The 19,594-nt window shown below is 63.6% G+C and carries 19 protein-coding genes and 1 tRNA gene; 15 read left to right on the top strand and 5 right to left on the bottom strand.

Translation table 11 applies throughout. From position 1 onward, the window contains the following. Window positions 1-84: 84 nt before the first annotated feature. Window positions 85-837: an SDR family NAD(P)-dependent oxidoreductase gene (locus tag AB7Z56_RS04920; RefSeq protein WP_063986064.1), complete on the bottom strand. Its 753-nt coding sequence runs from the start codon at window positions 835-837 to the stop codon at window positions 85-87. Between the two features lie 95 nt (window positions 838-932). Between AB7Z56_RS04920 and AB7Z56_RS04915 the strand changes: the two genes are divergently transcribed. Next, entirely contained in the window at window positions 933-1,244 is a 312-nt protein-coding gene (locus AB7Z56_RS04915) for an ArsR/SmtB family transcription factor (RefSeq protein ID WP_028148917.1), read from the top strand. Window positions 1,245-1,436: 192 nt separating this feature from the next. Here the strand turns inward: AB7Z56_RS04915 and AB7Z56_RS04910 are convergent, their stop codons facing one another. Further along, entirely contained in the window at window positions 1,437-2,318 is an 882-nt protein-coding gene (locus tag AB7Z56_RS04910; RefSeq protein WP_063980861.1) for a PhzF family phenazine biosynthesis protein, read from the bottom strand. 263 nt (window positions 2,319-2,581) lie between these two features. Between AB7Z56_RS04910 and AB7Z56_RS04905 the strand changes: the two genes are divergently transcribed. The 3 genes from AB7Z56_RS04905 to AB7Z56_RS04895 are packed head-to-tail and all read left to right on the top strand — an operon-like array spanning window position 2,582 to window position 5,701. Continuing rightward, window positions 2,582-3,631: a type III polyketide synthase gene (locus tag AB7Z56_RS04905; RefSeq protein WP_063986063.1), complete on the top strand. Its 1,050-nt coding sequence runs from the start codon at window positions 2,582-2,584 to the stop codon at window positions 3,629-3,631. Beyond that, window positions 3,628-4,146: an isoprenylcysteine carboxyl methyltransferase family protein gene (locus tag AB7Z56_RS04900; protein ID WP_063980860.1), complete on the top strand. Its 519-nt coding sequence runs from the start codon at window positions 3,628-3,630 to the stop codon at window positions 4,144-4,146. Before AB7Z56_RS04905 ends, AB7Z56_RS04900 begins: the two co-directional genes overlap by 4 nt. Then, the gene (locus AB7Z56_RS04895) at window positions 4,139-5,701 is read left to right on the top strand and encodes a DHA2 family efflux MFS transporter permease subunit (protein ID WP_231143836.1); all 1,563 of its coding nucleotides are present in this window, start codon (window positions 4,139-4,141) and stop codon (window positions 5,699-5,701) included. Before AB7Z56_RS04900 ends, AB7Z56_RS04895 begins: the two co-directional genes overlap by 8 nt. Before the next feature lie 200 nt (window positions 5,702-5,901). On the opposite strand, the gene AB7Z56_RS04890 is transcribed toward AB7Z56_RS04895, so the two are convergent. Continuing rightward, a tRNA-Met gene (locus tag AB7Z56_RS04890) sits at window positions 5,902-5,978 on the bottom strand. A 312-nt stretch (window positions 5,979-6,290) separates the two neighbouring features. Here AB7Z56_RS04890 and AB7Z56_RS04885 point away from each other — a divergent pair. Beyond that, window positions 6,291-7,736: a coniferyl aldehyde dehydrogenase gene (locus tag AB7Z56_RS04885; protein WP_063980858.1), complete on the top strand. Its 1,446-nt coding sequence runs from the start codon at window positions 6,291-6,293 to the stop codon at window positions 7,734-7,736. A gap of 113 nt (window positions 7,737-7,849) precedes the next feature. Further along, window positions 7,850-9,448 carry a GMC family oxidoreductase gene (locus AB7Z56_RS04880; protein ID WP_063980857.1) on the top strand — a complete coding sequence of 533 codons (1,599 nt, stop codon included), beginning with the start codon at window positions 7,850-7,852 and terminating at the stop codon, window positions 9,446-9,448. A 168-nt stretch (window positions 9,449-9,616) separates the two neighbouring features. Here the strand turns inward: AB7Z56_RS04880 and AB7Z56_RS04875 are convergent, their stop codons facing one another. Further along, complete coding sequence (locus AB7Z56_RS04875; RefSeq protein ID WP_063980856.1) at window positions 9,617-10,378, bottom strand: SDR family oxidoreductase; 762 nt, start codon at window positions 10,376-10,378, stop codon at window positions 9,617-9,619. Window positions 10,379-10,516: 138 nt separating this feature from the next. On the opposite strand from AB7Z56_RS04875, the gene AB7Z56_RS04870 reads away from it, so the two are divergent. The 3 genes from AB7Z56_RS04870 to AB7Z56_RS04860 all read left to right on the top strand — a co-directional run bounded on the left by AB7Z56_RS04870 (window position 10,517) and on the right by AB7Z56_RS04860 (window position 12,982). Then, window positions 10,517-11,029, top strand: a complete 513-nt coding sequence (locus tag AB7Z56_RS04870) for a CvpA family protein (protein WP_028157265.1) — start codon at window positions 10,517-10,519, stop codon at window positions 11,027-11,029. A gap of 184 nt (window positions 11,030-11,213) precedes the next feature. Beyond that, window positions 11,214-11,996 (top strand): SDR family oxidoreductase, encoded by a 783-nt coding sequence (locus AB7Z56_RS04865; RefSeq protein WP_231143834.1) that lies wholly within the window; start codon window positions 11,214-11,216, stop codon window positions 11,994-11,996. Beyond that, window positions 11,993-12,982: an NADPH:quinone reductase gene (locus tag AB7Z56_RS04860; protein WP_283017980.1), complete on the top strand. Its 990-nt coding sequence runs from the start codon at window positions 11,993-11,995 to the stop codon at window positions 12,980-12,982. Before AB7Z56_RS04865 ends, AB7Z56_RS04860 begins: the two co-directional genes overlap by 4 nt. A gap of 4 nt (window positions 12,983-12,986) precedes the next feature. On the opposite strand, the gene AB7Z56_RS04855 is transcribed toward AB7Z56_RS04860, so the two are convergent. Further along, window positions 12,987-13,418 (bottom strand): DUF3775 domain-containing protein, encoded by a 432-nt coding sequence (locus tag AB7Z56_RS04855; RefSeq protein WP_038933620.1) that lies wholly within the window; start codon window positions 13,416-13,418, stop codon window positions 12,987-12,989. Window positions 13,419-13,539: 121 nt separating this feature from the next. On the opposite strand from AB7Z56_RS04855, the gene AB7Z56_RS04850 reads away from it, so the two are divergent. The 6 genes from AB7Z56_RS04850 to AB7Z56_RS04825 all read left to right on the top strand — a co-directional run bounded on the left by AB7Z56_RS04850 (window position 13,540) and on the right by AB7Z56_RS04825 (window position 19,577). Beyond that, entirely contained in the window at window positions 13,540-14,391 is an 852-nt protein-coding gene (locus AB7Z56_RS04850) for an MBL fold metallo-hydrolase (protein WP_063980853.1), read from the top strand. A 224-nt stretch (window positions 14,392-14,615) separates the two neighbouring features. Further along, on the top strand, window positions 14,616-15,458 hold the full coding sequence (locus AB7Z56_RS04845) for a fumarylacetoacetate hydrolase family protein (RefSeq protein WP_063980852.1): 843 nt from the start codon (window positions 14,616-14,618) through the stop codon (window positions 15,456-15,458). 140 nt (window positions 15,459-15,598) lie between these two features. Next, complete coding sequence (locus AB7Z56_RS04840; RefSeq protein ID WP_063980851.1) at window positions 15,599-16,210, top strand: glutathione S-transferase family protein; 612 nt, start codon at window positions 15,599-15,601, stop codon at window positions 16,208-16,210. 23 nt (window positions 16,211-16,233) lie between these two features. Continuing rightward, on the top strand, window positions 16,234-17,424 hold the full coding sequence (locus AB7Z56_RS04835; RefSeq protein ID WP_063980850.1) for a serine hydrolase domain-containing protein: 1,191 nt from the start codon (window positions 16,234-16,236) through the stop codon (window positions 17,422-17,424). A 17-nt stretch (window positions 17,425-17,441) separates the two neighbouring features. Further along, window positions 17,442-18,311, top strand: a complete 870-nt coding sequence (locus AB7Z56_RS04830; protein ID WP_063980849.1) for an MBL fold metallo-hydrolase — start codon at window positions 17,442-17,444, stop codon at window positions 18,309-18,311. Between the two features lie 123 nt (window positions 18,312-18,434). Continuing rightward, a complete protein-coding gene (locus AB7Z56_RS04825; protein ID WP_063980848.1) occupies window positions 18,435-19,577 on the top strand; it encodes an alpha/beta hydrolase in 1,143 nt (380 codons plus the stop codon). Window positions 19,578-19,594: the final 17 nt, after the last annotated feature.

Raw genomic sequence — 19,594 nt, 5'->3', positions numbered from 1 at the left:
GAACCTGGTTGCGGGATACACCACCACCGACCATGCCGGGACGACGCCCTTCAGCGATGTCGGGCCGCCAGGGTACGTCACGCGTCAGCGAAGGCCGCCGGTGACGTGGAGTGTCTCGCCCGTGACGTAGGACGCTTCGTCCGAAGCGAAGAAAGCCACCGCGGCAGCGATCTCCTCAACCTTGCCGATGCGGCCAAGCGGGGTGGTGGATTCGATCCAGTTGCGCATGTCGCCCTCGTGCAGGCCGGCGGACACGACGCCTTCGGTGGCGATCATGCCCGGATTGACGGCGTTGACGCGGATCTTGCGCGGCGCGAGTTCCTTCGACAGCACGGAGGAGATCGCATCCACCGAGGCTTTGGTCGCAGTGTAAACGGCGGTGTTCGCCGGCGCGATGGTCGATACGCCCGAGCTGATGTTGATGATGCTGCCCCCATTGGGATTGAAGTGCTGCACCGCTTCCCCCGAGATCAACAGAAGCCCGAGCACATTGAGGTCGAAATGCTTGTGGAAATGCTCAGGCGTGATGGCCTCGAGCGGCGCGAACTCGTAGATGCCCGCATTGTTGACGAGGATGTCGATCGCACCGAACGCCTTCACGGTCTCCGCGACGACGCTTTTCACGTTTTTGGCATCGGCCAGGTTGCCGTGCACGGCGACGGCTTTGCCACCCTTGGCGATGATGGCGGCGACCACGCGGTCGGCGGCCTCTTTGCTGGCGCTGTAATTGACGGCAACCGCCGCACCCTCAGCCGCAAGCCGGGCGGAGATTTCGGCGCCAATGCCTTTGGATGCGCCGGTCACGAGCGCAACTTTGCCTTCGAGTCTCTTGGTCATCGCATGTCTTCCGTTGTTCGGCGGGATGCCGATATTCAATAGTTCAATACTAGTGAACTATTGAATGAATTCAAGGGACGTGCTATATTTTGAGCATGGTGCAGTTCGTTCACCCATCGCGGGACGAGATTACACTCGCCGGGGTGCTTGGAGCTCTCGCGGATCCAATGCGGCTGCGCATCGTCAAAAGCCTGGCCGCGCAAAACGATTGCATGTCGTGCACCGAGGCGGCGCCTTGCCCTGACATGGCGAAGTCGACCCTGTCGAACCATTTTCGGATCCTGCGGGAGGCCGGCCTGATCCGGACGTCAAAGCAAGGCGTCCAGCACCGCAACGTTTTGCGCGAAGAGGATATCAACGCGCGGTTTCCAAAGCTGCTGAAAATGATCCTGAGCTTTCCGGACTGAGGGCATTCGCGCACGACAGATTTGTGGAGCGCGCAAGGTATCCACTGATGTTTCCACCGGGCGTATCCCAAAACAAAAATGGCCCGAGCTTCCGTCCCGGCGCGGCGTGTTGCCCGGCGTTCGCGCCATGATCGATCTTCTGGCTACAGCGCTGAAGGCCCAGGTCTAGCGCGCCGTCTCTGCGCCGACCTGCTAGGGCTGCAAGACATGTTGCTCCGCGCGCGTGACGGAGCCTCCAAGCAGGCACCCCACAGGCCGGCTGTCGGCGAAGCCGAGCCGCACCCGGATCTCGGACAACGACCCCATCGCCCGGCCCTGCATGATGGTGATCCGCGCGCTGTTGCGCTCGACCAGGCCGTTCTTGAGCAGTCCGAACGCGAGCGCCGCGGCGGCAATGCCGGTGGCAGCATCTTCCGGGTAGCCTGATGACTGCGGAAACTGTCGCGCCTCGAAGCGCCGTTCGCCCTGATGTTCGATGGCGTAGGGGTAAAGTCCGGTGGACCCGATCCGCCCGCAGCACGCCTCGATCCGCGCCGGGTCCGGCACCAGCTCGTTGAGCTCGCGGACGCCCTTGATCGGGATGAGCGTCTTCACGCGCGACGTGACGGCGTTCTGCACCGGCATATCCAGCAGATCGCGGCGCGACAGCTTGAGCGTCGACAGAACGTCCTCCTCTTCGGCACGCGAGAGATCAACGACCTTGCCGACGGGCTGGCTGATCTCGACGGACGGTTCGCCCGAGTCCACACGATCGACATAACCCGTCACCGATCCGCTGCGCGTCTCGATGCGGACCTGTTCGCCCGGCAAGCGCCCCTTGGTCGCGAGGACCCAGAGCGCGCCGATGGTCGCGTGACCGCACATCTCCATCTCGTGTCGCGGAACCCAGAACCGGAAGGCATAGTCGGCGTCGCCGCTGGGAGCCGGCAGGACGAAGCCCGACTCATGCCCGAAGCGCCGGGCCACCGACTGCATCCCTGCAGCAGTCAGGTTCGATGCATCGATGACAATTGGACAGGGGTTGCCGCCGCGCCCCGTGTGGGTGAACACGTTGACAAGCTCGACCTCGGTCATTGGACAGCTCGCTTCATGGAGTGCGCGACGGCGTCAACGATCGCGTTGGCAACAGTTTGATGGACCATGGTCAGATTCTGATGGCGCTCGAATGCCTCGCTGGGCGGAAGTGACAACCTCTGCATGTCGAATCCAAACCTGGGAAGTCGTAACGCTATTCAAGTTTTAGTGACATGTCCGGCTAGATCATTTCTTACAAGCGTCGAAATATTTGCACCGCGCCGATGTTTCTTATGCTGATGACAGCAACACCAGGATCCCCGATGCCCCCGGCTGCGCTGGTCTCCCTGGCGACGTCGGTGCCTCCCCACGTGTTTTTGCAAGAGGACGTGCTAACGGCGGCATGGGATGTCTTCGGCGCCCGCTTTCCCGAATTCGAACGGTTCTCAAGCATTTTCTCGAATACCGGCATAGTCAAGCGTCACGGCGTCAAGCCGTTCGACTGGTATCTCGAACGACGAGGCTGGCCCGAACGCACCGAGGCCTTTCTCGAGGGAGCTGAAGCGCTATTTGTCGATGTCGCCGAGAAGGCGCTGGCGAGCGCACAACTTGCTGGCGGCGATGTCGACACTGTCGTGACCGTCTCTTCCACGGGAATCGCGACACCAAGTCTCGAGGCGCGCGTTGCTCGCCGGATGGGCTTCCGGTCCGATACGATGCGTGTACCGGTGTTTGGTCTTGGCTGTGCGGGCGGGGTTTCTGGTCTATCGATTGCGTCGCGCCTCGCCCAAGCGCGCCCTGGCACCAACGTGCTGCTGGTCACGATCGAGCTCTGCTCACTCGCACTTCGCCTGGACGAACTTACCAAAGCCAACATCGTCGCCGTCAGCCTGTTTGGCGACGGTGCTGCTGCAATCGTGTTGCGCGCGGGCGATGGCGGTGCGACGCAGATCGAGGCTGCCGGCGAACACCTTTGGCCGGATACGCTTGGCATCATGGGATGGAGTGTCGATCCGGAAGGATTCGGCGTCATCTTTCGCCGCACCATACCTGACTTCGTCACGAGGCATTTCAACTCCGCCGTGACCGAAATTCTCTCCAGAATGCGTCTTTCGGTGGAAGACATTGACCGCTTCATCTGCCATCCCGGCGGCGCGAAAGTTATCTGCGCATTGGAAGGCGCGCTCGCGCTCGACCAAGGAACGCTCTCCCATGAACGACAGATTATCGCCGACTTTGGTAACATGTCGTCACCCACTGTATTGTTCGTGCTTGAGCAGGCTCGCGCGAAAGGGCTGCCGGCGCGCTCACTGTTGACGGCGCTCGGACCCGGCTTCACCGCGAGCTGTGTCACGCTACGGCACACTGCGTGACGTTTGCTGAACTCATTCTCGGCGCCATCACGCTGCAGCGCGTCGGCGAACTCGTCATTTCGCGCGCGAACACTCGAAAGCTCCTGGCCCGCGGCGCCGTCGAGGTGGCACCCCGGCATTATCCGTTGATCATCACGGTTCATGCCGTCTGGCTGTTGTCGCTGTGGGTGTTCGGCCGCGACCAACCGGTGAATGTCGTTGCCCTGGCCGGCTATCTTATCCTTCAGTGCCTTCGCTTCTGGATCATCTGGACGCTCGGCTCACGATGGACGACGCGGATTATTGTTCTGCCCGAACAGCCGCTCGTGTCAGCGGGACCCTATCGATTTCTGTCGCATCCCAACTATGCCGTGGTTGCCGGCGAGATCGCCGTGCTCCCTTTGGTTCTGGGTTTGCCGCTGCTGGCCATCGTCTTCACCATCCTCAACGCCGCGGTTCTCGCGATCCGCATACGGGCCGAAAACCTCGCCCTCGCCGCATCCCGTGAGACATTATGCGTGGCGCATAATGACTGAACGGGTTACCGAGCCGAGTGCAGCTACGTGGCTTGGCTTCGTCCTGATGTGCCTCGGCATGTTCATGGCGATCCTCGACATTCAGGTCGTCGCCACTTCGCTACCCACGATCCAGAGTACACTCGCCATATCGCGAGAGGCGATGAGCTGGATTCAAACCGCGTATCTGATCGCCGAGATCATCGCCATTCCACTGACCGGGTGGCTTACGCGCGTTCTGACGCTGCGATGGCTGTTCGTTATTGCGATCAGCCTCTTTACCCTTGCCTCCATCGGCTGCGCATTCAGCAGCAGTTTTACGACGCTTGTCAGCTTCCGCGTGCTTCAGGGTTTCGCTGGCGGCGTGCTGATTCCGGCGGTTTTTTCCGCTGTCTTTCTGCTGTTTCCGATCCGTTTGCATCCCGTTGCCACCACCATGGCCGGCATCATGGCCGTGCTGGCGCCCACGGTCGGGCCGGTGGTCGGTGGCTGGATCACCGACACCTGGTCCTGGCATTGGCTGTTTCTGATCAATGTCGCTCCTGGGGTGGTCGCCGCACTCGCCACGCCAATGCTGCTGCCGCGCGAACGACCCCGGCTTTCTGATCTGGCTACACTCGACGTGCCGTCTCTCGGACTTCTTGCGGTTTCGCTTGCATGCCTGGAGATCGGTCTGAAGGAAGGCCCGCAACGCGGGTGGCTTTCTCCATTCTGCTCCATCCTGATCGTCTTGAGTGCTGCCGCGGCAACCGTCTTCGCCATCCGAACACTCAGGGCCGCGCATCCGGTGGTCGAACTGTCAACCTTTAGATCGCGCTCGTTTGCAATCGGTTGCGCATTGAGCTTCTTCCTCGGAGTTGGATTGTTCGGCTCGGTCTATCTCATGCCGGTCTTCCTCGCCTATGTTCGACATCATGACGCATTTGAAATCGGCACGATCATGCTCGTCACCGGCGTTGCGCAGCTTGCCACCGCGCCGATTGCGGGCCTGCTGGAAAGCAGGTTTGATCCCCGCTGGTTGTCGGCGGCGGGGTTTGGTCTGTTCGCGATCGGGCTGGGTTGCAGTGCATTCGAGAGCCGTGTCGCCGACTTTCAAGAAATGTTCTGGCCGCAAGTCTTGCGCGGCGTTGCGATCATGTTTTGCCTGCTGCCTCCGACCCGGCTGGCGTTGGGTTCGCTGACCGCATCACGGGTACCCGACGCAAGCGGCCTGTTCAACCTGATGCGAAACCTTGGGGGCGCAATCGGCATCGCGCTGATCGATACGATCCTTTACGGGCGCACCGGCGGGCACGCCGACGCTTTGCGCGAGCGCCTGATTGCGGGCGATGTGACTGCGGCTCAGGCGATCGGGCTTGACGTCACGCTGTTTACCCACCGCCCTCCGCAGGTCTCCGATGCCACGGTTGAAGCCTATCTGCGTCCCATGGTCGAAAAGGCCGCGTTCGCGCTCAGCGCCAACGAAGCCTGGGCCCTCCTCGCTTGCGTGGCGCTGCTCGGACTGTTGCTCATTCCGTTCGCGGCCGGTCCCCTGGAAGGCACTGATGAGAATTCTGGTGATGGCGCACTCAATTGAGTGGTGAATAGAGATCGCAATTGCCGCGACGCCCGGCCCAACCGGCGAAGTTCGGCGTGGTTCGCTTACCTATCTGAGGAAGGCCGCACTGACCGAGGGACTCGTCGTGACCTGAGACGGTAGGCGCCCGCCCCACCAAAACAAAAATGGCCCGCGTGATGCGGGCCATTTTCGTATCGGAACCGGTAAAAGTCCGAACTTGGTTGCGGGGATAGGATTTGAACCTATGACCTTCAGGTTATGAGCCTGACGAGCTACCGGGCTGCTCCACCCCGCGTTAAACCTTTGCGCGCCTTCGCCGAAATGCCGGGGACGATGAATGAGGGCCGGCGCTATTCGCGTGGCTTGCTCTCGCGTCCCAAAGGCTTCCTTGGAAGGCAACCCCGGGGCAAAGCCCCTCGGGTGCGAGGCGTATGTACCAACCCGGGCTGCCTTTGGAAAGGGCCGCGGGGACGTTTTTTTCGACTTTATGACAGTGAGTTGGGCCGATTTCCGGCCCGTTTGGTGCGCTCTTGCCAGAAGTTCCACAAAGGGCCAGCTTGCGGGCAACAAAACCGGGGGCAAACGTCGTTTTCAGGGGAGACCACCCATGGACCATACCTTGGACCGCCCCTTGGCGAGCGCGCCACTCCCGGCGCTGAAGGATGCCTTCGAGGCCATGGTCGCGCGGGCGCGGGCCGAGCCGGCGCCCGACCTGGCCGAGCGGCTCGACCGGCTGGCGCGGCTGCGCACCGTGGTCGCCGACAACGAGGAGCGATTCCGGCAGGCAATCTCGGCCGATTTCGGCCACCGCTCGGCCGTCGAGACCACTATTGCCGAGACGATGCTGGTGTTCTCCGAGATCCGGCATGCGACCAAGCACCTGAAGAGCTGGATGGCGCCGCAGCGAGTGGCCACCGCGCTGCAATTCCTGCCCGCGCGCAACCGGCTGATCCCGCAGCCGCTCGGCGTCGTCGGCATCATCGCGCCCTGGAATTATCCGCTCCAGCTCACGCTTGCGCCCGCGATCGGCGCGATCGCCGCCGGCAACCGTGTCATGATCAAGCCGAGCGAACTCTCGCCGCACTTCTCAGTGCTGCTGAAGGAGTCGGTGGCCGCGAAATTCGATGCCACCGAGCTACTGGTGACAGGCGTCGAGGACGAAATCGCAAAAGCCTTCGCACACCTCCCCTTCGATCATCTGGTGTTCACCGGCTCGACCCGGGTCGGCCGGCTGGTCGCGGAGGCCGCCGGGCGCAATCTCACGCCCGTAACGCTCGAGCTTGGCGGCAAGTCGCCGGCGATCATCGACGCCTCCGCCGATCTCGAGGAGGCGGCCGAGCGCATTGCCTACGGAAAGCTGCTCAATGCCGGGCAGACCTGCATCGCGCCGGACTATGTGCTGGTGCCCGAGCGCTCGTTGCAGGCCTTCGCCGAAAAAGTGCGCGCGCAGATGCGGCGCATGTTCGGCACCGATCCCGCCAACAAGGACTACACCTCCGTCATCTCCGACCGGCATTATGCGCGGCTTGAAGGACTCGTGGCAGATGCTGCGCAGCGCGGCGCAAAAATCCTGCAACCGGCGAAAGCGGACGATCCGAACTGGAAAGCACACCGCAAGTTCCCGCCGACGCTGATCGTCGGCGCGACCGAGGCGATGGCGGTGATGCAGGAAGAGATTTTCGGCCCCGTTCTGCCGGTGCTGGGCTATCGCGATCCGGCGGAGGCGATCGCTTTCGTCAACGCCCGCGACCGGCCGCTCGCGCTCTACTGGTTCGGCAAGGATCGCGCCGCCCGCGACGAGGTGCTGTCGCGCACGATCTCCGGCGGCGTCACCGTCAACGACTGCCTGTTCCACTTCGCGCAAGCCAACCAGCCGATGGGCGGCGTCGGCGCGTCCGGCACCGGCGCCTATCACGGCGAATGGGGTTTTCGCACGTTCAGCAAACTGAAGCCGGTGTTTTATCGCTCCAAGTTCAACCGCCTCGCCGATCTCTATCCGCCCTACGGCGGCAAGATCGCGCGGCTGGAGAAGTTGATGCGGTTCATGTCGTAGCTTTCAGTCATTGCGAGCGAAGCGAAGCAATCCAGAATCCCGCCGCGGGGACAGTCTGGATTGCTTCGCTTCGCTCGCAATGACGAGAAGAAAATGCAGAGGGGGGAACATCAGTGACTGACACATTCGACTTCGTCGTCGTGGGCGCGGGCTCCGGCGGCTGCGCGGTGGCGGGGCGGCTGTCGGAGGATGCGGCGACATCCGTGGCGCTGCTCGATGCCGGCGGACGGAACGACAATTGGCGGATCACCACGCCATTCGGGCTCGCTTTGCCATACAGCGCGGCCAACTGGGCCTTCGATACCGTGCCGCAGAAGGGATTGAACGGCCGCATCGGCTATCAACCGCGCGGCAAAGGCCTCGGCGGCTCCTCGGCGATCAACGCCATGGTCTACATCCGCGGCCACAAATCGGACTACGACCACTGGGCCTCGCTCGGCAATGCCGGCTGGTCGTACGCCCACGTGCTGCCCTATTTCAAGTGCTCGGAGAACAATTCCGATTTCGACGGCGAGTATCACGGCAAGGACGGCCCGCTGCATGTCAACAGACTGCGCTCGGACAATCCGATCCATGACGTCTTCCACCAGGCCGCGCGCGAGGCGCAGTTCCGCATCCGCGAGGACTTCAACGCCGAGGACCATGAAGGGCTCGGCAGCTACCAGGTGACGCAGCACAAGGGCGAGCGCTGGAGCGCGGCGCGCGCCTATGTGCAGCCCTACATGGACAAGCGCGCGAATCTGCGCGTCGAGACCGGGGCGCAGGCCACGAAGATCCTGTTCGAAGGCGGGCGCGCGGTCGGCATCGAATATGTGCAGGGCAAGCAGACCAAGCAGCTGCGCGCCCGCCGCGAGGTGATCCTCGCCGGCGGCGCCTTCCAGTCGCCGCAGCTATTGATGCTGTCGGGTGTCGGCGATGGCGATGCGCTTGCCGCGCACGGCATTGGCGCCGAACATCATTTGCCGGGCGTCGGGCGCAATCTGCAGGACCATCCGGATTTCGTGTTCGTCTACGCCTCCGACTATCCGCATTTCGTTCATTCATCGCTCGGCCGGTTGCCATCCCTGCTCCGCGCCATCCAGCGGTATCGCCGGGAGCGACGCGGCCTGATGACCACCAATTTCGCCGAGTGTGGCGGCTTCCTGAAGACCAGGCCCGACCTCGCCGTGCCAGACATCCAGCTGCACTTCGTCATCGCGATGCTCGACGACCACGGCCGCAAGAAGCACAAGGAAGCGGGCTTCTCGTGCCATGTCTGCCTGCTCAGACCGAAGAGCCGCGGCAGCGTATGGCTGAAAAGCGCCGATCCGCTCGCTGCACCCATGATCGATCCGAACTTTCTGGGCGAGGCGGAAGATCTCGAGTCGATGGTCGCGGGCTTCAAGACCACGCGGCGGCTGATGGAGACGCCCGCGCTGCGCGCGTTGCAGAAGAAGGACATGTTCACGTCCGATGTGAGAACGGACGACGACATCCGCGCCATCCTGCGCAATCGCGTCGACACCGTCTATCACCCCGTCGGCACCTGCAAGATGGGCACCGATGCGATGTCGGTGGTCGATCCGAAGCTGAAGGTGCATGGCATCGAGGGCTTGCGCGTCGTCGACGCCTCGATCATGCCGACCTTGATCGGTGGCAACACCAACGCGCCGACCATCATGATCGGGGAGAAGGCGGCGGATATGATCAGGGCGGAGGTGCGTGCGAGTTAGCGCAACGCCGCCACCCAATTCTCCGCCGTCGTCCCCGCGACCGAGGGGATCCATAATCACAGGGAGATGTTGTGGGGCGAGATGGCAACTCCGAGTCTTCGCCAAACATCTCCCTGGGGATATGGGTCCCGGGCTCGCGCTACGCGCGCCCCGGGACGACGGCGGGGCTCAATTCAGCAGGAAACCACCATCGACGGTGATGACACTCCCCGTCATGTACCGCGACGCCTTCGAGGCCAGCAGCAGGATCGCGCCATCGAGATCGGACTCGGCGCCGACGCGGCGCTGCGGGATGCGTTTGGCCAATCGCTCGCCCGCGGGCGTCGACCAGAAGGCGTGATTCATTTCCGTGTCGATATAGCCGGGCGCCAGCGCGTTGACGCGGATGTTCTGGCCTGCGAGCTCCAGCGCCATCGCCCTGGTCGCCTGGAGGATGCCGGCCTTGGAGATCGCATAGGGCGACACCGCCTTCAGCACACCGGTGCCGAGCACGGAAGCGATGTTGACGATGTTGCCTTCCTGCTTGCGCGCGATCATGCGGCGCGCGACTTCGGTCGCGAGGAAATAAGCGCCTTTCAAATTGGCGCCGATCACGGCGTCCCAATCGGATTCGGTCTGCTCGGTCGCGAGCTTCTCGATGGCGATGCCGGCATTGTTGATCAGCACCGTGATCGGACCGAGCGCGGCTTCCGTGGCATCCACGGCCTTGGCGATCGATGACATGTCCGTGACGTCGAGCGCGACCGCGGCAGCGCGGCCGCCCTTGCCGCGGATCTCCTCCTCCAGGCTCTTCAGCTTGTCGGTCTGCCGCGCGGCGAGCGCGACGGCCGCGCCATGGTCCGCCAGAACCCGGGCAAATTGCCGCCCCAGCCCCTGGCTCGCGCCCGTCACTAGGATGGTTTCTTGACTGACGTCGAATAAGTCTGACATGACGCTTGCCTTGAGTGTTTTCCCTGAGCTTTGGAGCCACCAATACAGACGATTTTAACGATCTGAAACCGGAATGATCGGTCCGGCGTTCATTCGTTCCAACGACGCAAGCGTTCCATCGAGGCAGGCCTGACGCTCATGAACAGTTTCGATCTCGCGGTCTATGCGGCACTCGCCGTCGCGATCGGCTTCGGTTTCAGGACCGGCCTGCTCGGCAGCGCAATGACCATTCTCGCCTATCTCCTGGCCGCTCCCATCGCCGTCGCGCTGATGCCGTTGATCGTGCCGCAGGTCGCGACCAATCCGAACGCGCCGCTGCTGCAAAACTGGATCTGGTTCTTCGGCATCTTCGTGGTCGTCGGCATGCTCCTTGGTTATATCGGCCGCCTCGCGCTGAACGACACGATACGCGAAGCCGGGATCGGCGACCGGCTCGCCGGCGCCGCACTCGGCGCCGTCAGGGTCGGCCTCGTCGCCACCACGCTGGTGCTGGTGTTCGACCAGATCGTGCCGGCCAACCGCCAGCCGCCGTTCCTCGCCGGTTCGCATCTGCGGCCGCTGTTCTCGGCGGCCGGCAAGATGGGCTTCAAGACATTGCCGCCGGAGGCCGCGGCCGCGATCGACCGCCTCAAGCAGGAACGGCGCATCTAGCTTATTGTCTGGGCATGATCTTTTCGGAAAACCGCTGCACACTTTTCGGGATCATGCCCGCACATTTGCATCGCCGCGCGACCGCGCCATGCATTTTGACGCGGCCCCCTCCCTTATCAGCGGCGCCACGATTGGCTAGAGTGCGGCCCGTCTAAAACCTGCCTGACATTACGGGAGTGAAACAGTGGATCTTGGGATCAAAGGTCGCCGCGCCATCGTCTGCGCATCCAGCAAGGGCCTCGGCCGCGCCTGCGCCATCTCGCTGGCGGAAGCCGGCGTTGACATCACGCTGACCGCGCGCGGCGCCGAAGCCCTGAAGAAGACGGCCGACGACATCCGCAAGGCCTATCCGGGCGTGAAGGTCACCGAAATCGTCGGCGACATCACGACGCCTGCCGGCCGCGAGGCCGTGCTGAAGGCCTGCCCAGAGCCGGACATCTTGATCAACAATGCCGGCGGCCCGCCGCCCGGCGATTTCCGCAACTGGACCCGCGACGACTGGATCAAGGCGATCGACGCCAACATGCTCACGCCCATCGAGCTGATCAAGTCGACCGTCGACGGCATGATGGCGCGCAAGTTCGGCCGCATCGTCAACATCACCTCGGCGGCGGTGAAGGCGCCGATCGACATCCTCGGTCTCTCCAACGGCGCGCGCGCCGGCCTCACCGGCTTCATCGCCGGCCTGTCGCGCAAGACCGTGATCAACAACGTCACCATCAACGGCCTGTTGCCGGGCCCGTTCGAGACCGACCGCTTGACCGGCACCGCAAAGGCCGAGGCCGACAAGCGCGGCACGACGCCGGAGCAGATCCTGGCCGAGCGCGCCAAGCTCAACCCCGCCGGCCGCTTCGGCCAGCCCGACGAGTTCGGCTATGCCTGCGCCTTCCTCTGCGGCGCCAAGGCCGGCTTCATCACGGGCCAGAACATCTTGCTCGACGGCGGCGCCTTCCCCGGAACGCTGTGAGAGCAGTCTGGTACGAGCAAACAGGACCGGCGGCGGATGTCCTCACCTATGGTGAGATGGCGACGCCGGTCGCTGGCCCAGGCGAAGTTCGCATTCGCCTGGAGGCCTCCGGCGTCAATCCGGCCGATGTCGGCCGGCGCGGCGGCAGCTATCGCGCGATGGAATTTTCGCGCCTCATTCCGAACAGCGACGGCGCGGGTTTCGTCGACCAGATCGGCGACGGCGTAACGCGCTTCAGGGTCGGCGACCGGGTCTGGCTGTTCAACGGCCAGCGCAACGGCCGCGCCTTCGGCACGGCGGCCGAATATATCGCGCTCGCCGAGCAGCTGGTGACGCCGCTGCCGGATCATCTTTCCTTTGCGGAAGGCGCAACGCTCGGCATCCCCGCGATGACCGCATGGTGCAGCCTGTTTGCGGATGGGCCGATCGTCGGCAAGACCGTGCTTGTCACCGGCGGCGCCGGCGCGGTTGGCCATTATGCCGTGCAGCTCGCCAAATGGGGCGGCGCGCAGGTGATCGCGACAGTCAGCTCGGCGATGAAGGGCGAGCAAGCCCGGCGCGCGGGCGCCGATCTCGTGGTCAATTACAGGGACGAGGACGTCGTCGCCAAGGCTATGGCGTTCACCGGCGGACGTGGTGTCGATCGCGTGGCCGATGTCGATTTCGGCGGCAACGTCGCGACGACGTTGAAGCTGATGGCGCTCAATTCGACGATCGCCGTCTACGCCACCAACGGCAACCGCACACCCACGGTGCCGATGCGCGAACTGATGGAGAAGTGCATCACGCTCCGCTCGCTCGTCTTGTTCGCGCTACCGCCCGCGCTGCTTGCGGCGGCCCAGGCCGATATCACGAAATGGCTGGCGGCAGGGCCGCGCATTCACAACGTCGCGGCGCAGTTCGCGCTGTCGGATACTGCGCAGGCGCATCTCGCGGTCGAGAAGGGTGACAAGCTCGGCACCGTGATCGTCGACTGCGCGCGGTGACGACTTAGGATACCGGCGTGGTCCGCTCGTCGGTCCAGTCGATGCCGAGCTCGTCCATGCCATCGGCGAGCAGATCGCCCAGCATCGGCTCACCCAGCAGGTATTGCACCGTTTCGCGACGCGGGTTCTTGTATTCACCGCGCGCCTCGGCGGCGCGGGCACGCAGATCGTCCCACTCCTCCACTTCGCCATCGCCGCGGCCAAGCCACATCAGCGTGACGAGGTCGAGCTGCTCGTCCTCGTTCAGCGCGCGGATGAAACCGGACAGTTCGGCTGCGACCGGGTCGGAATTGGTGTCCTCGAGCACGTCGATCTCGTCATCATCAGAGGGATTGGACCCCGAGTCGGGGTCGGACGCCGCCTCCTTGACGTCGAATTCGCGGGCCTTCTCGATGATGAAGGCGACCTTCTCGGCGGAAATGGCAAGCTCTGGCATCGTCGCTCTCTCTGGCTGTCTCGGGGTTCCCCCGATAACGCAACATCGCGACAGATGATCCATTGCGTTCGACGGCGGAAGGCCGCATCTTTCGCGAAAGCAAGAAAATTGGGATCGCCGCATGCCGTGGACCGTGGGCAAGGTCAAAATCACCAAGATCGTGGAAATGGAGACGGTCGGCTCGACCCGCTTCATCCTGCCGGCCGCGACCAATGACGAGATCCAGAAGCTGCCTTGGCTGATCCCGCATTTCGCCACCGAGGAGGGCCGGCTGAAAATGTCGATCCACTCGCTGGTGGTGGAGACGCCGACGCGCCGCATCGTGGTCGACACTGGCCTTGGCAACGACAAGCAGGGCCGCGGTGTCCCGGTCTGGAATAACCGCAGCACGCCGTTTCTGGAGACCATGACGGCGGCGGGCTTTCCCCCTGACAGCATCGACACCGTGCTGTGCACGCATTTGCATGTCGACCATGTCGGCTGGAATACAAAGCTCGTCGATGGCAAATGGGTGCCGACTTTCCCCAGGGCGCGCTACCTGTTCGGCAAGACCGAGTATGAATATTGGCGCGACTATACGGCCGAGCCGGACAAGGTCGCGGTGTTCAACGATTCCGTGAAGCCGGTCGTCGATGCGGGCCTGGCCGAGTTGATCCCGAGCGATCACCGGCTCTGCGAGGAGATCAGCGTGATCCCGACCCCCGGCCACAGCCCCGGGCATATGAGCGTCCTGATCGAGTCCGGCGGCGAACAAGGGTTGCTCAGCGGCGACGTCGCCCATCACCCCTGCCAGATGGCGCATCTCGACTGGTGCTCGGTCGTCGACACCGATACCGCCCAATCGGCCGCGTCGCGGCACAAGGTGTTCTCGCGCTTTGCCGATACCCCGACGCTGGTGATCGGCGGCCATTTCTCGGCCGGGCACATCAAGCGGGACGGGGATGCGTTCAAATTTGTGGCGCTGCAATCGTAGGGTGGGCAAAGCCACCGGGTCGCGCGAATGCGCGCCCGATGACAGGCTCCGCGTGCCCACCATACCGGGCCATCAAAAAGAATTGGTGGGCACGGCGCTCCGCGCCTTTGCCCACCCTACAAAGGAAGGGCTGCAATGCGCCCCGTTTTGAGCGGTTGAATTTCCCGCCGCCCTGTTCCATGAAGCTATTTAACCGATCGTTCCATCTCCAGGGAGAAACGAGAATGAAGCTTGTTCGTTATGGCGAAAAGGGTGTGGAAAAGCCCGGCCTGATCGACAAATCCGGCCAATTGCGCGACCTGTCGGCGCATGTGAAGGACCTGACCGGCGAGGCCTATTCGCCGGAATCCCTGAAGAAGCTGGCGGGCCTTGACCCGGCCTCCCTGCCCGCCGTCTCCGGCAAGCCGCGCTTCGGCGCGCCCGTCACCGGCATCTCGAAATTCGTCGCCATCGGCCTCAACTACAGCGACCACGCCAAGGAAACCGGCGCCGCGATCCCGACCGAGCCGATCATCTTCATGAAGGCCAACACCTCGCTGTCCGGCCCGAACGATGCGGTCGAAAAGCCGCGCGGCTCGACCAAGCTCGACTGGGAAGTCGAGATCGCCGCCATCATCGGCACCCGCGCCAAGTATGTCTCGGAAGCCGATGCGCTGAACTACGTCGCCGGCTATTGCGTCTGCAACGACGTCTCCGAGCGCGCCTTCCAGACCGAGCGCCTGGGCCAGTGGACCAAGGGCAAGTCGCACGACACCTTCGGCCCGGTCGGCCCGTGGCTCGCCACCAAGGACGAGATCAAGGACGTGCAGAACCTGTCGATGTGGCTCGACGTCAACGGCCAGCGCCGCCAGACCGGCTCGACCCAGACCATGATCTTCTCCATGGCCAAATGCGTCTCCTACGTGTCACAGTTCATGACCTTGCTGCCGGGCGACATCATCACCACCGGCACCCCGCCCGGCGTCGGTCTCGGCATGAAGCCGCCGACCTTCCTCAATGTCGGCGATGTCGTCACGCTCGGCATCGAAGGCCTCGGCGAGCAGCGCCAGGAGATTGTGGCGGCGTAAGGCCTCCGCCCTCTCCCCGTCATTGCGAGGAGCGAAGCGACGAAGCAATCCAGACTATTTCCACGGAGACAGGCTGGATTGCTTCGCTTCGCTCGCAATGACGATAACCAACTGCCGGTCACCGCGTAGGACATTTTCCCATGAAACTCTCCTTCTCTGCCGCCTCGCCCTTCGCCCGCAAGGTGCGTATCGCCGCGATCGAGCTCGGGCTGATCGACAAGATCGAGCTCACGCCCGCGACCGTCGCGCCGGGCACGGTCAATGAGGATTATTCGCGCATCACGCCGCTGAAGAAGCTGCCGGTGCTGATCACCAATGACGGCGACGTCATTCTGGATTCCTACGTGATCGTCGAATATCTCAACGAGATGGCCGGCGGCAGCCTGATCCCCGATTACGGCCCGCGGCGCTGGAAGGCCAAGACCGATCACTCCCTGATCAACGGCATGCTCGATTCCATGCTGCTGTGCCGCTACGAGAAGATGGTGCGGCCGCAGGGCCTGCAATGGCAGGCATGGTCGGACGACCATTGGAACCGGGCCTGGACCGGCATGGCGCGCTTCGAGAACATGCCCGAAGTTTTGAACGGCCCGTTCGACATCTCGCAGATCGGCCTCGTCTGCGTGCTCGGCTATGCCGACTTCCGCTTCGCCGATTGCGGCTGGCGCAAGGCCTATCCGAAACTCGACGCCTTCCACCAGAAGATGCTGGAGCGCCCCTCGGTCAAGATCTCGGTGCCTCCAGCGGCGTAAACTAGGCTGCGGGGAGAAGGACGATGCGCGATCGCTTCCCCCGCCTCAGCATTCTCGGCGCGAGCCTCGTGCTCGCGTTGACCGTCTCAGCCACTTCCGTGCAGGCCGACGGCATGGCGACTGGACGACAAAACCTCGCCTGTGGATCGCCGTCGTCAATCGACGACGGGTGGACGACTGCGTCGCCCGACAGCGTTGGCATGGAAGGCATGCGGCTCTGCAGCATCGCTGCACGGCTCGATCAACGCGCGACCTCGGTCCATTCGGTTGTCGTCGTGCGCCACGGCAAGCTCGTCTTCGAGCAGTATTTTCCCGGCTACGACCAACCCTGGGGACAACCGGACGGCCAGCACGAATTTACCGCGACGACGAAGCATGACATGCGTTCGGCATCGAAGAGTGTCGCTTCGCTGCTCGTCGGCATCGCGATCGATCGCAAGCTGATCGAAGGCGTCGACGAGCCCGTGCTCAAATTCTTCCCCGACCATCAGGCGGCGAAGCAGGCGGGCTGGGAGGCCATCACGCTGCGCCATCTGCTAACGATGTCCTCCGGCATTGAATGGGACGAGGCACGGTCCTGGACCGATCCGAAAAACGACGAGCCGCATCTCACCTTTGAGGCCGATCCGATCGGCTATGTGCTCGCAAAGCCAGTCGCTGCGCCGCCCGACGTGCTGTGGACTTATAATGGCGGCGGGACTGAACTGCTCGGCAACATCCTCGAACGCGTCTCGGGCAAGCCGCTGGAGGCATTTGCTCGCGAGGTGCTGTTCCAGCCGCTCGGGATCAGCGATTTGGAGTGGAAAGCCTATAAGAACGGCAAGATTGCAGCGGCCGCGGGCCTTCGCTTGCGGCCGCGCGATGCGACGAAGATCGGCCAGCTCGTGCTCAATCGCGGCCAGTGGAACGGCCGGCAGATCGTCTCGGCCGACTGGATCGCACAATCTACCACGCCGCGCTTCCAGGCGATCGGCTATTTCGGCAGCACGATGTTCTACGGCTATCAATGGTGGATGGGCCGCTCGCTCGCCGGTGACAAGGAAATCAAATGGGTTGCTGCCTTCGGCTGGGGCGGCCAGCGCATCTTCATCGTGCCCGAGCTTGATCTCGTCATGATGACCACCGCTGCCCAATACGGCCAGCCGAAGGAAGGGCTGGCCGCGATCGACATCCTCTCCAACATCGTCATTCCATCCGTGCGCGATGCACGGTGAGTGCAAGGGAAGCGAGCATGAGCCTGAAATTCACCGTCGGCGATCTCACCATCCATCGCGTCATCGAGCAGGAAACCTCGTTCGTGCCGGCGCTGGAGATGCTGCCGGGACTGACGCCTGAGGTCCTAGCCGAGAACCGGGCATGGATGCGGCAGGCCAAGGCGCTGGACGAGCAGGACGTGCTGCTGCTGTGCTTCCAGTCCTATGTTGTGAAGACGCCGCATCACACCATCCTGATCGACAGCTGCATCGGCAACGACAAGCCGCGCCCGCAGCGGCCGAAATGGAACATGAAGACCGACGATACGTACTTGCGCGGACTCAACGCCGCCGGGTTCGCGGTCGACGACATCGATTTCGTGATGTGCACGCATCTGCATGTCGATCACGTCGGCTGGAACACGCGGCTCGAGAACGGCCGCTGGGTGCCGACCTTCCCCAAGGCGCGCTACCTCTTTGCCAAGCAGGAATTCGATCACTGGTCCGAGCAGAACGCGAAGGCGGAGATCCCGCCTTTCGCTGACAGCGTGCTGCCGGTGGTCGAGGCCAGGCGCCACGAGCTGGTCGGCAACGATCACCAGATCGGCGATCACGTCCGCATCCTGCCGACGCCGGGACATACGCCCGGCCATATCGCCATCACGATGGGCCGCGGCAAGGACGACGCCGTGTTCTCCGGCGACCTCATGCATTCGCCGCTGCAGACGCTCTATCCGGAGCTGTCGATCAAGTTCGACGTCGACCCGGCCGCGGCGGCGAAAACGCGCCGCAGCTTTCTCGAGCGCTATTGCGACACCGACACGCTGTGCTGCACCGCGCATTTCCCCTCGCCGTCGGTCGGGAAGATCAGGCGCAAGGGCAGCGCGTTCGTGTGTGCGGCGGTGTAGCGCGCGGCAATCGCCCGGCTTCCGTCATGCCCGGGCTTGTCCCGGGCATCCACGTTCTTACAATCAACGGCAACAAAAACGTGGATGGCCGGGACAAGCCCGGCCATGACGAGGAAACAAAAAATGGCCGACCTCCCCGACGTCCCTCTCCCCGCCGGCATCCGCTCGCGCTATGTCGACGGCATCAACGGCTTGCGCATGCACGTGCTCGAAGCCGGCTTCGAGACCAAGGGGCGGCCCTGCATCCTCTTGCTGCACGGCTTTCCTGAGCTCGCCTTCTCCTGGCGCAAGGTGATGCCGGCGCTGGCCTCGGCCGGTTATCACGTGATCGCGCCGGACCAGCGCGGCTATGGCCGCACCACGGGATGGACCGCGGATTACGACGGCGATCTCACGCCGTTCTCGCTCCTCAACCTCGTGCGCGACGCGCTCGCCCTGGTGTCGGCGTTCGGCTACAGGCAGGTCGATCTCGCCGGGCATGATTTCGGCAGCCCGGTTGCGGCCTGGTGCGCCCTGATCCGGCCCGACGTGTTTCGCTCGGTGACGCTGATGAGCGCGCCGTTCGGCGGAGCGCCGCCGATGCCGTTTGGCACCGTCGACAGTCCGGCAAAGCCGCCAGCAGAAGACCCCGTGCATCGCGAGCTCGCCGCGCTGCCGCGCCCGCGCAAACACTATCAATGGTATTACGCGACGCGCCCGGCCAACGCCGACATGCAGCACGCGCCGCAGGGCGTGCACGATTTCCTGCGCGCCTACTATCACCAGAAGAGTGCGGACTGGACCGACAACAAGCCATATCCGCTGACGTCGTGGTCCGCGGGCGAACTCGCAAAACTGCCGACCTACTACGTGATGGACGCCGGCGAGACGATGGCGGAGACGGTTGCGAAGGAGATGCCCTCGCCGGCCGCGATCGCCGCCAACCAATGGCTGCCGGACAGCGACCTCGCCTATTACAGCGCCGAATACGGCCGCACCGGATTCCAGGGGGGCTTGCAATGGTACCGCTACGGCACCTCGGGCATGCTCAACAGCGAGATGCAGCTGTTTGCGGGCCGCAGCATTGACGTGCCCACCTGCTTCATCTCGGGCAAGCAGGATTGGGGCACCTATCAGCGCCCCGGCGTGTTCGAAGCGATGCAGGGGCGCGGCTGCACGAAGATGCTCGGCTGCCATCTCGTCGACGGCGCCGGCCATTGGGTGCAGCAGGAACAGCCGGCCGAGGTGAGCCGCTTGCTGCTCGAGTTCCTCGCAAAAGTCGCCTGATTTGACCCGGGAACCCC

The sequence above is a fragment of the Bradyrhizobium sp. 482_C4_N1_8 genome (assembly GCF_052075965.1).
In the GTDB taxonomy this organism is placed as follows: domain Bacteria; phylum Pseudomonadota; class Alphaproteobacteria; order Rhizobiales; family Xanthobacteraceae; genus Bradyrhizobium; species Bradyrhizobium barranii.
The sequence above is the reverse complement of the archived record's forward strand: the minus strand, read 5'-3'. Positions and strand labels throughout refer to the sequence as shown.

Coding starts and splice junctions, on each gene's coding strand:
- AB7Z56_RS04905 (WP_063986063.1), top strand. CDS start 2,582: ATGCCCCCGGCTGCGCTGGTCTCCCTGGCGACGTCGGTGCCTCCCCAC.
- AB7Z56_RS04850 (WP_063980853.1), top strand. CDS start 13,540: ATGCCGTGGACCGTGGGCAAGGTCAAAATCACCAAGATCGTGGAAATG.
- AB7Z56_RS04835 (WP_063980850.1), top strand. CDS start 16,234: ATGCGCGATCGCTTCCCCCGCCTCAGCATTCTCGGCGCGAGCCTCGTG.
- AB7Z56_RS04870 (WP_028157265.1), top strand. CDS start 10,517: ATGAACAGTTTCGATCTCGCGGTCTATGCGGCACTCGCCGTCGCGATC.
- AB7Z56_RS04840 (WP_063980851.1), top strand. CDS start 15,599: ATGAAACTCTCCTTCTCTGCCGCCTCGCCCTTCGCCCGCAAGGTGCGT.
- AB7Z56_RS04915 (WP_028148917.1), top strand. CDS start 933: ATGGTGCAGTTCGTTCACCCATCGCGGGACGAGATTACACTCGCCGGG.
- AB7Z56_RS04920 (WP_063986064.1), bottom strand. CDS start 837: ATGACCAAGAGACTCGAAGGCAAAGTTGCGCTCGTGACCGGCGCATCC.
- AB7Z56_RS04825 (WP_063980848.1), top strand. CDS start 18,435: ATGGCCGACCTCCCCGACGTCCCTCTCCCCGCCGGCATCCGCTCGCGC.
- AB7Z56_RS04875 (WP_063980856.1), bottom strand. CDS start 10,378: ATGTCAGACTTATTCGACGTCAGTCAAGAAACCATCCTAGTGACGGGC.
- AB7Z56_RS04855 (WP_038933620.1), bottom strand. CDS start 13,418: ATGCCAGAGCTTGCCATTTCCGCCGAGAAGGTCGCCTTCATCATCGAG.
- AB7Z56_RS04885 (WP_063980858.1), top strand. CDS start 6,291: ATGGACCATACCTTGGACCGCCCCTTGGCGAGCGCGCCACTCCCGGCG.
- AB7Z56_RS04910 (WP_063980861.1), bottom strand. CDS start 2,318: ATGACCGAGGTCGAGCTTGTCAACGTGTTCACCCACACGGGGCGCGGC.
- AB7Z56_RS04845 (WP_063980852.1), top strand. CDS start 14,616: ATGAAGCTTGTTCGTTATGGCGAAAAGGGTGTGGAAAAGCCCGGCCTG.
- AB7Z56_RS04830 (WP_063980849.1), top strand. CDS start 17,442: ATGAGCCTGAAATTCACCGTCGGCGATCTCACCATCCATCGCGTCATC.
- AB7Z56_RS04895 (WP_231143836.1), top strand. CDS start 4,139: ATGACTGAACGGGTTACCGAGCCGAGTGCAGCTACGTGGCTTGGCTTC.